Raw genomic sequence first — 12664 nt, 5'->3', positions numbered from 1 at the left:
CAGCTTGCCGGCAGTGGCACGTTGATCAGTCCGGCTCACGCCGGAGAGCATGGGACCAGAGCCGTCCAGTTACACCACTGCAGTGGGCACGATCACCGTTGGAAATCTGCCATGCCTCAGCGGCCTGTGCCAAAGGCCTTCGACCCGGCAGCCGGATCACACCGTACAGGCCAGTGTAGCATAACACACAGGCCGAGCTTCAATTGTCCGAAAGTATTGGTTTGAAAACAAGTCGCGGGCGCGCCACGTCATCACCAAGAATAATACATCCTACGTCCGACGCTCGATTCACACCCCGACTCCTTAAAAAAGAAGGGCTACTGGACGATGGTGTCGGCAATACTTTGGTGTCCCAGATACCTTCGCACAAGTGCGCTCCAGCGACCCGTTGCACATACTTCGCCTGAACAGCCCCTAGGAGCAGGCGATGATAAATCGGGATGAGAGACCACGCCAGGGCTGCGGCCTTCCGCTTTTCGCTATCGCTGCCGCTATGACTGCGATGGCCGCATCACTGGCCGTCGTACGGCATCCAGCTACCCTGACTCGGGTCTGGGTACCAGGCCCGGAGCAGATGTCCGCTGATGGAGCCGAAACTGCGCGGCGTGGATTTTGTGACAAAGAGTTGTTTCAAGGCAAGGGCAATATGTTCAGAACATTCGATAACCAAGCTGCCAAAAAGCACTTGGACGGCGCGGAAGTCGCTATGTTGCGCGTCGTCCTGCGAGACTTCTGCGAGACCCACGGCTTCGCGCTGGACGATCAACGAACACTTCACGCGGCTCGCAGACTTATCCGCCTTTTTCAGGGCGGAGAGAGTGACTGTGCGCGTTTGCGTATGTTGATGGACATGCAATCACTGAGCTGAGATCCGAAGGAAGGCACGACGAGGAAGTTACTTCTGCCGGCGCATCTCCTGATGTCAAGCTGCTCGCCGAGCGCCACACTCGCCGAGGGGTCCGGTGTCTCATTCGATACGGGGCCGACGTCGCATCTGCAACGTGAGGCCGACAGTGTGTGATGGGGCAAATTGGGGGAGGGCGAAGCCAGCATCGATTTGAGATACAGCCCCTCACATCTGCGGTGCGGTCGCGTCTTCGGTACAAATTCGCCCCGACAGAAATTCGGCATAACCTCCACGCGCGATGTCCACTCGAGACCCACCCAAGCTTGGAAACTGCCCGCTTGGATGCTCGTGGAGCTACTCGTCAAGCAGCACGGCGACCGAGACGCCCGCCGCGATGGTGAATATGCTTGCCAGCACACTGGCCAAGGTACTGCCCGCGGCCCGATCCCGATAAATATTCCTTGAGACCGCTATGGCGGAAACCTCTGTTGCTGTGGGCAGTACGCCCAGTAGAAAAGTCTGGGCCAAAAGCGCCCCTCGCAACCCCACGAGATAGGCGGTGCCAAAGATCACAATGGGTTGCAAGATGTTCTTCACGAACACATTGAACGTCACCTCCTTGTTGAGCTGCAAGCTGATCCCCGACAAAGTCAGACCAAGGGCGAAAAGCGCTGCGCCCCCAGCCGCTACGCCGATCTCGCTTGCTGCGGTCACGGCAAGTTCAGGCAACTTGAATCCGGACGCCGCGAAACCGGCGCCTGCAATAGGCAGAAAGACCAGGGGCTGCTTTGCCGCATTCCACAGCGCCCTGCCGATCCCGATCCGATGCTCTTCATCGGTAGCGCTCCGTGCAAGGACGACAAGCGTGATCGGGACGACGATCAGAGTCACGATCAGATTTCCGGAGACGACCATCAGAAGCGCCGACGACCCGACGGATGCGACCAGAACCGGTGGGCCGCAGTAGGCGATGTTCGGGAAGGAGCAGGCCAAGGCCTGCAGAGCGCTGTCCGCCTCTCCATGCTTGAAAAGCAAGTGTCCGGCAGCCCAGCCAATGAGGAACGTCAGGCCAAACCCGATCAGGAGAGAGAGTAGGATCCTGGCGTTGAAGATGTCTGCCGGATTGGCCTTCGCCGCCGCGAGAAAAAGTGCGATCGGAAGTGCGAACAGCACGACGAATCTCGCTAGCGCGCGTCCGTACTCGATCGGCATCATCCCGAGCTTCCCAGCCATCCATCCCAAGGTTATGCAGAAGGCGATGGGCGCGAGTGAATGAGTCGTGGTCGCAAGAATGCTCTGCATCAGTAATGCTCCTGTTCTGGGCTCACCTTGCCTTTGAAAACGAAGTAGACGAGCAGGGTGTAGACGATCGTGATCTGCAGAACGAAGATGCCCGCTCCCCAGAACATGGAGGCTAATGTCGATTGGGGCGCGACCGCCTCTTCCAGAGTCACCGCAGGAGGGATGACATAAGGGTAGAACGACACGGCGAGCGTCCCATCCGCCTCCTCAGCGCCGCAGGAAGTTCGATACGGTGAGATCGACGAGTTGATCGCCTCGGCCATTCATTACCGCCTTCAAAGCCCATACGCCGAAGCCTTTCACCTGCGCGGCCTCGATCTTCGGGGGCATTGAAAGCTCCTCGGTATTCGTGACCACGTCGAGCAGGGCGGGGCCGTCATGCGCGAGTACCTCGCGCAGCGCGCTTTCCAACTCGCCTGGATCCTCGACGCGAACACCGTGGATCCCTGCCGCCGCGGCTACCGCAGCAAAATTCGGGTTTGAGAGATCGACGCCGGTTTCAAGAAAGCCCGCGGCCTTCATTTCGAGAGCAACGAATCCCAGAACCGAATTGTTGAAGACAACGATCTTTACCGGAAGCTTCTGTTGCACGAGCGTCAGGACGTCGCCCATCATCATTGCGAAACCTCCATCCCCGGAAAGGCTTATTACCTGTCGGTCGGGGTAGGCGGCTTGAGCACCGATCGCCTGCGGAAGCGCATTTGCCATCGAACCGTGCACGAGCGAACCGATCATCCGTCGTCGGCCATTCATGGCAAGGTACCTTGCGGCCCATACGGTGGGGGTCCCGACGTCGAACGTGAAGACCGCGTCGTCGGCAGCGAGATCGCTTACGAGCTTGGCGAGGTACTGAGGATGGATCGGCTTGCGGCCCGGCTTGCCGGATGCGAGGTCATCGAGGCCTTCGCGAGCTTTTGCATAATTTTTCAGACTGTCGGACAGATGCGAGGTGTCCGACTTTTCGTCAATCCTAGGCAGCAACGCTCCGACGCTGGCCTTGACGTCGCCAACGAGGCCAATGTCGAGAGGCGCGCGGCGCCCAAGGCTTTCCGGTCTGATGTCGATCTGAGCGATCTTGGAGTCGGTGGGATAAAACTGCCGATAGGGAAAGTCCGTGCCGAGCATCAGCAACGTGTCGCATGCGAGCATCGCCGTGTAGCCCGAAGAGAACCCGATGAACCCTGTCATGCCAACGTTGTAAGGGTTGTTGTGTTCGATGTATTCCTTCCCACCAAGGGCATGCACTATGGGCGCCTTCAGGCGTTCGGCGAGAGCGATAACTTCGCCGTGGGCGCCCCGGCATCCTCGACCACAAAGGATTGTCGTCCGCTCACTCTTGTTCAGGAGGGCTGCGAGGCGATCTAGTTCAGGATCTCGTGGGAGTACCGTGGGTACATGAATCTTGAGCCCCTCGGGCTGCGAGATCGGGGCGTCGTAGTTCGCCAGCGCAATGTCGCCCGGTATGACCACCACCGCCACGCCCTTCTTGCCGATCGCCGCCCTGACAGCGGTCTCCAGAACCCCCGGGAGCTGCTGCGGGTTTGAAACCAGTTCGCAATAGTGACTGCATTCCTTGAAGAGGTTGTCTGGATGCGTCTCCTGGAAATAGCCGCGGCCGATCTCCGTGGATGGGATCTGTGCGGCGATGGCCAGGACGGGTACTCGAGAGCGATGTGCGTCGAAGAGACCGTTTATCAGGTGGAGATTTCCTGGTCCGCAGCTTCCCGCGCAGACCGCGAGCTCACCGGTAAGGTGCGCCTCGGCGCCCGCGGCGAACGCCGCGGTTTCTTCGTGCCTGACATGCACCCATTCGATGTCGCCTCGACTTCGCATAGATTCTGTCAAACCGTTGAGGCTGTCTCCGACGACGCCGTAGATGCGGCGCACGCCGGCGGCGTGCAGGACTTCGGTGATGATATCTGCTGCTTTATGCGGCATGACCGCCTCCTTGAGTGGCGCTATCCCGCTTGCGCGAGCGTTGGACATCCGAGGGTACCGGAGTGGCAAAAGATGAAGGGTCGCCGTCTGATATGAGTCTGGCGCTCCGCTGACGCGTCACGAACGCCCAGATCCAGTCGAGCGCGACTGAGGTCCTGCTGCGAAATCCGATGAGAAACATCACGTGCACGAGTGACCAGAAGACCCAGCCCGTGAAACCGGATAGCGAGATCTTTCCGACGCGTACCACCGCGGCCCCGCGTCCGATAACAGCCAGGTCTCCTTGATGACGATACTTAAAGGGTGGGGGCAAGGGCTCCTGCGCCGCATGTGCCTCGATCACCTTTGCGACATAACTGCCCATTTGCTTGGCAGCGGGAGCGATCCCCGGAACCTGCTTCCCATCCGAAGTCGCGACGCACGTATCACCGATCACGAATATCTCGGGGTGATCACCTAGGTTAAGGGTTGGCGACACAGCGAGCCACGACAAGCATTTTTCAGAAAGTTCCACCGGAAACGCGCGAAGAAGTCTTGGCCCGGCCTCGACCACCACAATCCGCATCGATTGCGTGTCGATGGTCCGGAACTCGCCCTTCAAGGTCCTGTGTGTCAGCTCCGCGGCGGCACCCGCCATTTCGACGCCAGTTGCACCGCCACCGACGATCACTGTCGTCAAGCGTCGACGCCTCTCCTCTGCATCGGGCGTCTTGTCCGCAATTTCATAGGCGCGTAACAAATTTTCGCGCAAAGCCCTTGCGTCTTCAATTGTCTTCAATCCGGGGGCGAAGGGTTCCCATCCTTCGTTGCCAAAGTACGCATGCCTGGCGCCCGTGGCGAGTACAAGATAGTCGTATGGGACGATGGAGCTGCCATCCGTAACGGTACGCGAGCGAGTATCAACGCCGCTGACCTCCATCATCAGGACGCGTGTGTTCCTTTGAGCCGAAAAGATGCTTCTCACCGGCCAGGATATCTGGCCCGGCGACAGCGATGCCGTGGCGACCTGGTAGGGCAATGGCTGGAAGAGATGTAAGTTTCTCCTATCCAGCAACGTGATATCAACCGGCGCAGACCTGAGACCCCGTGCGACAGCAAGGCCTCCAAAGCCCGCGCCGACGACGACGACGCGGGGCCGGGGTGCAGCGGGAGGACGGTTTGCCACGACCAGCCCTCTCAATTCAAATGCCGGTAGACAGGCCTGTACGTCTTGCTGCTGATGAGTTGGGCGACGTCGGCTGGGCGTTCGACATTCGCCAGACCTTTGTCGAAGATATGCTCGGCAATTTTGCGGGCGACGTGCAACGAAGCCTCGAGGATCTTGCTCTGTGGCGGATAGATCAAACCGGCGTTCAGGCTATCCTCGTCCACCTGTTCTGCGACGGCCTTGGCTGCAACGATAAACATCTCGTCGGTCACAAGTTTGGCTTCGGTCGCGTAAACGGCCATCCCCATGGCCGGAAAAATGTACACGTTGTTTCCCTGGCCAGGAACTAAACGGTGCCCGTTTACGGTCAAGGGCGGGAAAGGGCTCCCGCTCGCGAACACCGCTTTTCCTTGCGACCACGTGTACGCCTCCTCGGCGGTGCATTCGGACCGCGAGGTGGGATTGGAATAGGGGAAGATGATCGGGCGATCGTTTATCGCCGTCATCGTCTCGATGACGGTTTTGGTGAAAAGCTTCGGGGCGGTGCTGACCCCGATGATCGCGGTGGGTTTCAGTAGCTTGATCGCATCGACGAAGTCCGCGACGGGTTCGTGATCGACGACGAACGGCTTCTGGAAGTCCTTCACTGCGCGGGACGCCACGAGGAGACCATCGACGTCGAACAGCGAACTACGACTACGAGCTTCCGCAAAGGGAAGACCCTGCATCGCCATGCCCTGAGCGATCAAATCCGCGATGCCGGTTGCAGCAGATCCGGCTCCAAGGAATAGGAACCGCTGATCCGTGAGCGTTCCCCCCGTGATCTTCAGCGCGGCATAGATGCCTGCGAGAGCGATCGAGGCGGTGCCCTGGATGTCGTCGTTATAGGTGCAGATCTTCGTCTTGTACCTCGACAGGATCGGGATAGCGTTGAAGTTGGCAAAGTCTTCCCACTGGATGCAGCATTTCGGAAAGAGGTCCGTGACCGCCGCGACGAACTCGTCAATGAACGCGTGATAGTCATCGCCGCGAATGCGGTCATGCCGAAGCCCGAGATAGAGCGGGTCGTCGAGTAGAGCGGGATTATTGGTCCCGACATCGAGAGTGATCGGAAGGCACACCTCCGGCGGGACGCCCGCGCATGCCGTATAAAGAGAAAGCTTTCCTATTGGGATTCCCATCCCGCCAACGCCGAGATCGCCCAGGCCAAGAATTCGTTCTCCGTCAGTGACCACGATGAAACGGACGTCTCTCTGTGGCCAGTTCGAGATGAGTTCTCTGATATGTCCCTTGGCGGATATTGGAATGTAGAGCCCGCGGGCTGAATGAAAGATGTGGTCGAACTTCTGACAGGCCTCGCCGACCGTGGGAGTGTAGACCAGCGGCATAAACCCTGCCGGGTCGGACATCAGGACTGCGTAGTATAGGGTCTCGTTTCTCGCCTGGAGGTCCGAAAGCAACAGGTACTTCTGGAGGTCGTCTTTTAATGCGTCGAGCTGCGCATTAATTCGCGCAACCTGGCTTTCGATCGATGTAGGCGTCGGCGGAAGAAGCCCCTCAATGCCATACCTGTGGCGCTCATTGCTGTCGAAGGCAGTCCCTTTGTTCGTGTGGGGGTCACGCAAAAGGGCATAGCCGTTGGACATAGCTTCTACAGCCATGGTCAAGCTCCTTGGTTGTTTGATTGTTCGGATTGTAGGCCAACCGAGGCCGGACGGGTGTCTCGATACGGGCTCGAGACACAGTCTGCCTGCAGGGCGTCTTGCTTTCGGTCTTGCCCTACGTGCACGACCACTCGCTCGAGGCTTCCTTAACTCTGACGGAAGACTAGGCTTGGGGACTGTCCCCGGCAACACGTACGATGGTATCGATCCTTACGTCGTCCATTTCGAGGCCAGAACCGCTTCCGTGAAATCCGTCCGCTTGTAGGTCGGGTCCATTTTCGAAAGTACGTCCGCCTTGATGTTTCCGAAAGTCGTCTCAGGTTTTCGGATGGTGCCCATGCAGAATGAGGAAAGGATGCCTTGCTTGAATTTCAGGCCCCGCGGATGGCACGCACATACCTCGTTCCGCTGTTTGGACGTGAACTCCTCGAAGCCGATGCCGAGGACGTCCATTTCGACGCCTGCAGCAACCAAGGACACAGTGGATCGCTTGTGCTTCGGGATCCCCGGCGTCGTATGTAGGGCAATCGAATCCCATACGTCGTCGACATCCCGCTCGGGCAGTCCATATGATTGGAGAAAGTTTCGGGCGGCATTCGCTCCATCCACCTCGAAGCGTTCGTTGGGGCTCGCATGTGCATCCATAAGGCCCATGTCATGAAACATTGCCCCGATGTAGAGTAGCTCGGCGTCATACGTGACGCCCCGTCGTTCGCCAGTCAGCGCGCCAAAGAGGAAAACTCGTCTGGAGTGGTGATAAAGGAGCTCCGTTTCAGCGTCACGAACGAGTTCTGTCGCTGCCTGGGCCATCGTGCTGTCTGGAATTCCCACTCCTGCAATCGTTCTGGGATCTGTGGACATCCGTGCTCTCCAACCGTGAACGCCGGGCCAGCCGGCTGCAAATTTCACCTGAAAATTATCTGCAATTCGGCGGGAGCGTATTGGACGAGAGTACGATTGACGGCGAGCGCTTTAGCGGCGCCGTCTGGCTGATACCTAAGTGCAATGGAAGCAGGAGCTCTCAGCGGTATTCTCGACGCCGGAACAGACGAAGAAGATCAGTAATGATCGTGTCGGAGGACAGGAAGCTAAATTTCAGTCGCCGACGGTTCTATCGGTGGGTGCCGTCGCGGTACCGTCGACGTTTGGTGAATCTGTGATGCGTTTTTCCTCTGGGGTAGGAAAATGAAGATTGAAGACGGCCCCTGTCGGCAAAGCTGGCTCGGCCCACAGCTTGCCGCCATGCGACTCGATGATCGACCGGCAAATCGAAAGGCCCATTCCCAATCCTTCGGGCTTCGTGGTGTAGAACGCCCCAAAAACCCGCTCTAAATTTTCCTTCGCAATTCCCGGCCCAGAATCCTGGACTGATACGTGGACTCCACCCGACTGGGATTTGGCCGAACTGACTAAGATGACGCCCCGCCCACCGGCAAAGTCGTTGATAGCATCCAGTGCGTTCATGATCAGATTCAGTACTACCTGCTGCAACTGAACCCGGTCGCCTTGGACAGGCGGCAAGCCCTTGGTGAGTTTTGCCTCCAGTAGAATGCCACTCTTCTGCGCCTGACTTCGGGTCAGGCTGATGACCTCATCGATAACATCGTTTATTTCGAGTGACGATTTCTGCGGAGGCGCCTTTTTGATGAGCGTACGGATCCGGCCGAAAACTTGACCGGCGCGGGTGCCGTCGCGCACGACGCGAGCAAGGGCCTTTCGGGCTTCGGGCAAGTCAGGCTCGTCGTTCAAAAGCATAATCGCTGTTTCGGCGCTAACGACTACACCCGAGAGAGGCTGGTTCAGCTCATGGGCTATGGACGCTGCCAAGTGTCCCATGGCGGAGACACGGTTCGCGTGTGCGAGAGCCAATTGGCTCTCGTGGTAGCGCCGCTCGCTGTCACGGGCTAATCCCTCGGCCCGCCGGCGATCCGTAAGGTCGATAACGAACGCAACACCTTCCATTGGTCGTCCGTCAAAAAACGCGGCACCAATCAGAACGGGAACCCGTGAACCATCTTTCTTGACGTATTCTCCCTCAAACGGGGTAGCGACGCCGGTCGCGCGCATCTCCTCCATCACACGATCGTTTTCTGGATCCCACTCGCCCGGCATCAGGCTCTTCCAGCGTAGGTCACCTTCCTCCAGATCCTCACTTTCGTAGCCAACAATCTGAAGGAATGCATCATTAGCATCAATGATCCTCCCGTCGAGGTTCCAGGTGAATATCCCAATGATATTGGCGTTGAAGAGGCGCCGAATACGAGATTCGCGTTCTTGAAGGTCTCCGTAAAGACGAGTGTTCTCCAGTGAGATAGCAGCTTGCGTCCCCATGAGCTCCAAGAGCCGCGCTCGATCGCTCGTGAAAACGTGCGATGCCAAACTATTTTCAAGATAGAGAAGACCACTCAGATAGCCTTGACGAATAAGTGGGACGCACAGGATTGACCGTGGGCTCTGCCCGGTCATGTAGGGATCATCGGAAAAAAGGTGGTGCTCGGCGGCGTCGTCAACGATCAGCGTTTCTTGGGTTCGCATGACGTATCGGATGATGGATCGAGGAACTGGTGGAGCTGTGAAATCTTTATGACGCAGAACAATCGAGTCTCCTTCCAGCACAGCCTCAGCTTCGATGCTGTACCCACTCGGATCGGGTAGGATCAGGAGCCCGCGGTCGGCACCTGCTGTCTGCATGGCGATCGTCATTAAACGTTCAACCAAATGAGGCAGTAAAATTTCGCTCGACAGTGCCTGCGATGCCTTGAGAACAGCGTCGACATCGACATCGACGCCTTCAAGGTCTGAGTTGCCAGCAGCTCCCGGCTCCTCGCGGCCCGAACGATGTTGCTTAGCGTTCAATAACTGGGGATGGAGCGACTCAAGCTGTTTCACTTTGCCTAGCGCGCCCCAGCGTAGGTAACAGTCTCGCGCCTTCGTAAGGTAGGTATCGCAGAACTCCTGAAAGCCGTGGGCGCCGTAAAACTGTGCGGCAGTTTCATAGGCTATCGCTTCGTTATGGAGAAACCCGTTTGCGCGAGCAGATTGGATCGCGAGTTCGTAAAGTCGCTGGGCCTCGAAATCGCGCCCTTCGAGTCTTGCAAGTTCGGCGCCGACCAAAGCGGCGCGGTTCTCAAAATTTTCTGGGCAATTCCCTGCCCACGCCATTAGCTGTCTGTGATGAGCACCCAGAACATCGATGCCGGCCTTGGTAGCTGCGGCTCCAATCCTACGCTGATTTCCAGCTACAGATAAGGCTGCGTAGAAATGGTACTCTGCCAGTTCGAACATTGCGGCAGAAGTCCAGAGTAGTTTTTTCGCTTTCGCAGCGGCGTTCAAGGCCACGGAGAAATCCCCAGCAAAAAAGCGTGCTTGCAGCTTCCGAATCCAATACCAACACTCGGGTTGCTTGGTGGAAGGGTCGATTGCATAGCGCTCTTCCAAGTCGCTCTCAGCGATTTGTTCGTCGTCGAAGGAGCCAAATCTGTATGTAAGTCCGCGCAAACTTCGGATAACGCCGAGCTGCGCCTTCATGATGTCCACGATGTGGCCGTAACGAGCGCGCTCAGCAAGCTCAAGGCCGACGTCGGCTTGGCGCTCCGCCTCTTCGAGGGGATCTCCGGCGGCGAGCAAATTGGTATTGAGGTTGTCGCAACAATATACCGCGAGAGTTGGGTCGCCGCCTTTCGTCGCGGTCTCAAATGCCTTCATAACCACGATCCGACTTGCACGGACGTGCTCCATCCACATCAGTGAAAATTGCGCGAACCAGAGGTAAGCGGGAGCGCGAAACCTCTCAAGACCGCGCTTGTCCACCAGTTGATAGCCGAGGCTCGCGAACCGATACCCCGCATTGTAGTCATTGAACTGTGGTCCCGCTATTTTGCTAAAAAAGACGTAAGCGACACATGATCCGTCGCCATGTCCCCGCTCAAGGCTAATGTTGACCGAATGACAGATAGCCAGCGAGAGAAAGTTGGCATCAACGAAGAGAGCCGACGGTAATACTCGCGTTAGAACATCCAACGTAGCGAGGGCGACCTCGTCGGTCATCAACGGCACATCGATAAGTTCCTCGATCGTCCGATCTCCAAGGTTTTTCCAAATTCTGTCGTACTCGCGCTTGACTTGGGACCTTCTTGGATGGGGAGTCCAATGGAGCCCCAAAGACTGCAGATACTCAATGCATATGCCGACGGCTTTGTCGCATTGGTCGAGGGTGGAGTACAAGTCGATGCGCAGGCATGCCACGCTCGCCCGATCGAGAGTGTTCGCTGATCTCAATGAAAGCCTAGCTAGCCGATCATCAGCAGATTCAATCTTTCCGACGAGAAACTCGCATTCAGCCTGGTGCAATTCCAGGGCGAACGCGGTCAGATGACGGTCCTCCCACATCTTGGCCGTGAGTAGCGATGCGCCAACCGCGAAATATTTTAGTGCCTGATGGTAAGCCGTCGACGCCCTCGCACGTCTGCCAGCCGCCAGATTCAATTCAGCAAGTTGGGCTCGCTCTTCATCCGAAACGATCAATTCTTTTCCGCGGTTGAGGTGAGTGACAATGTCGAAGATAATCTCCTCTCGTTGCTCAGCCCGTGTTTGCGAGACCAGGAGACGCCCAATGTGCAGATGCGTCTCGGCGCGATGTTCCGGCTGAATGAGCGAGTAGGCTGCCTCCAATACTCGGTCGTGCATAAATCGGTACGAGCGTTCGGTGTGCTCAAGAAATTCGCGTCGGGTTGCCTCCCACAATACAGCGTCGACTTCACGCTCAGACGTTGCGAGTACCATGGACAGTGTGGCAGTCGTCGCACTGGTACCCAGGCAGGCAAGTTGCTGCATTGCAGCACGTGTCTCTGCAGGCAACTGGCCGATCTTGTTGACCATCAGTTCGGCTACGTTCGCGGTATATTGCTTACGCCGGATGGTATCAGTATCCCACGACCACATACGCTCGCGGGCATCGAAGGCAACGAGACCCTCTTCGCTGAGCCCAGACAAGAACTGCTTTATAAAAAAGGGGTTACCACCAGTTTTCTCGTGTAGAATCTGGGCTAATGGAGCTGCCCTCGACTCGTCGCAATGAAGCGCTTGGGCGAGAAACTGTTCAAGGTCATTTCGACCGAGCGCGCCCAGCACGATCAACTCGCTTTCGAACCCACCGTCTCGGATTGATTGAAGTCTTGAGAGAAGTGGATGGCCGGCTCTAAGTTCGCTTTCTCTGTAGGCGGCGACGAGCAAAAGGTACTGCATTTCGGCATGTGTCATTAGATCTTGGAGGAGATCCAAGGATGCGGTGTCGGCCCAATGTAGGTCATCAAGAAACAATACGAGGGGATGCCCTACCGTGGCGAACACTCCGACGAAGCGGCGAAAGGCGATCTGAAAGGCTTGCTGGGCCTGCTGTACCGGAAGGTTGGGAGCGGCTTTTTGCTTCCCAATGACTAGAGCCAGTTCGGGCATAAGATCGACCAAGGCTCGCGCCTGTGTTCCCAAGGCTTCCAGCAAAGACTGTCGCCAGAGATCCAACTCCGCTTCATCCTTGCTTAGCAAGCCGCGAATTGGTCCTTGAAATGCTTGGGCGATAGTCGCATATGGCGCGTCGCGTTTTTGCTGGTCGAATTTGCCAGACGCGAACATGCCTTGGGATTGCACCAATGTCCGTTGTAGCTCGTTGAATATGACCTTGCCCCCAAGTTTTATCCAGTTTTAAGTTCGCTCCGGCGGTTTTGGGTTGCTGTATTTGGGGCGGTAGCGGCGGGTTGCGGTGCGGAG

8 protein-coding genes are annotated in these 12664 nt (G+C 57.3%); all 8 read right to left on the bottom strand.

The genetic code is table 11. The annotated features are described in order from the left end of the window. Positions 1 to 511: 511 nt before the first annotated feature. The 8 genes from FHX16_RS30935 to FHX16_RS30900 all read right to left on the bottom strand — a co-directional run bounded on the left by FHX16_RS30935 (position 512) and on the right by FHX16_RS30900 (position 12571). A complete protein-coding gene (locus tag FHX16_RS30935; RefSeq protein ID WP_183859091.1) occupies positions 512 to 766 on the bottom strand; it encodes a hypothetical protein in 255 nt (84 codons plus the stop codon). A 435-nt stretch (positions 767 to 1201) separates the two neighbouring features. After that, complete coding sequence (locus tag FHX16_RS30930; RefSeq protein WP_183859089.1) at positions 1202 to 2149, bottom strand: AEC family transporter; 948 nt, start codon at positions 2147 to 2149, stop codon at positions 1202 to 1204. Further along, complete coding sequence (locus FHX16_RS30925; RefSeq protein ID WP_259132150.1) at positions 2149 to 2412, bottom strand: cytochrome d ubiquinol oxidase subunit II; 264 nt, start codon at positions 2410 to 2412, stop codon at positions 2149 to 2151. The genes FHX16_RS30930 and FHX16_RS30925 overlap by 1 nt, the downstream gene beginning before the upstream one ends. Continuing rightward, a complete protein-coding gene (gene poxB / locus FHX16_RS30920; protein ID WP_183859085.1) occupies positions 2357 to 4087 on the bottom strand; it encodes a ubiquinone-dependent pyruvate dehydrogenase in 1731 nt (576 codons plus the stop codon). Before poxB ends, FHX16_RS30925 begins: the two co-directional genes overlap by 56 nt. Next, positions 4077 to 5252, bottom strand: a complete 1176-nt coding sequence (locus FHX16_RS30915; RefSeq protein ID WP_183859083.1) for an NAD(P)/FAD-dependent oxidoreductase — start codon at positions 5250 to 5252, stop codon at positions 4077 to 4079. The genes poxB and FHX16_RS30915 overlap by 11 nt, the downstream gene beginning before the upstream one ends. Positions 5253 to 5263: 11 nt before the next feature. Next, entirely contained in the window at positions 5264 to 6895 is a 1632-nt protein-coding gene (locus FHX16_RS30910) for an NAD-dependent malic enzyme (RefSeq protein ID WP_183859081.1), read from the bottom strand. 213 nt (positions 6896 to 7108) lie between these two features. Then, positions 7109 to 7759, bottom strand: a complete 651-nt coding sequence (locus FHX16_RS30905) for an HD domain-containing protein (protein ID WP_259132147.1) — start codon at positions 7757 to 7759, stop codon at positions 7109 to 7111. Between the two features lie 234 nt (positions 7760 to 7993). Further along, positions 7994 to 12571 carry an ATP-binding protein gene (locus tag FHX16_RS30900; RefSeq protein WP_259132154.1) on the bottom strand — a complete coding sequence of 1526 codons (4578 nt, stop codon included), beginning with the start codon at positions 12569 to 12571 and terminating at the stop codon, positions 7994 to 7996. Positions 12572 to 12664 lie beyond the last annotated feature (93 nt).

This window comes from Rhizobium sp. BK661, assembly GCF_024808825.1.
Classification (GTDB): domain Bacteria; phylum Pseudomonadota; class Alphaproteobacteria; order Rhizobiales; family Rhizobiaceae; genus Rhizobium.
Note: the sequence above shows the minus strand (reverse complement) of the source record. Positions and strands in the feature narration are given on the sequence as shown.

Excerpts from the sequence above, each read along its gene's own strand:
- FHX16_RS30930 (WP_183859089.1), bottom strand. The coding sequence starts at position 2,149 with ATGCAGAGCATTCTTGCGACCACGACTCATTCACTCGCGCCCATCGCC.
- FHX16_RS30925 (WP_259132150.1), bottom strand. The coding sequence starts at position 2,412 with ATGGCCGAGGCGATCAACTCGTCGATCTCACCGTATCGAACTTCCTGC.
- poxB (WP_183859085.1), bottom strand. The coding sequence starts at position 4,087 with ATGCCGCATAAAGCAGCAGATATCATCACCGAAGTCCTGCACGCCGCC.
- FHX16_RS30910 (WP_183859081.1), bottom strand. The coding sequence starts at position 6,895 with ATGGCTGTAGAAGCTATGTCCAACGGCTATGCCCTTTTGCGTGACCCC.
- FHX16_RS30905 (WP_259132147.1), bottom strand. The coding sequence starts at position 7,759 with ATGTCCACAGATCCCAGAACGATTGCAGGAGTGGGAATTCCAGACAGC.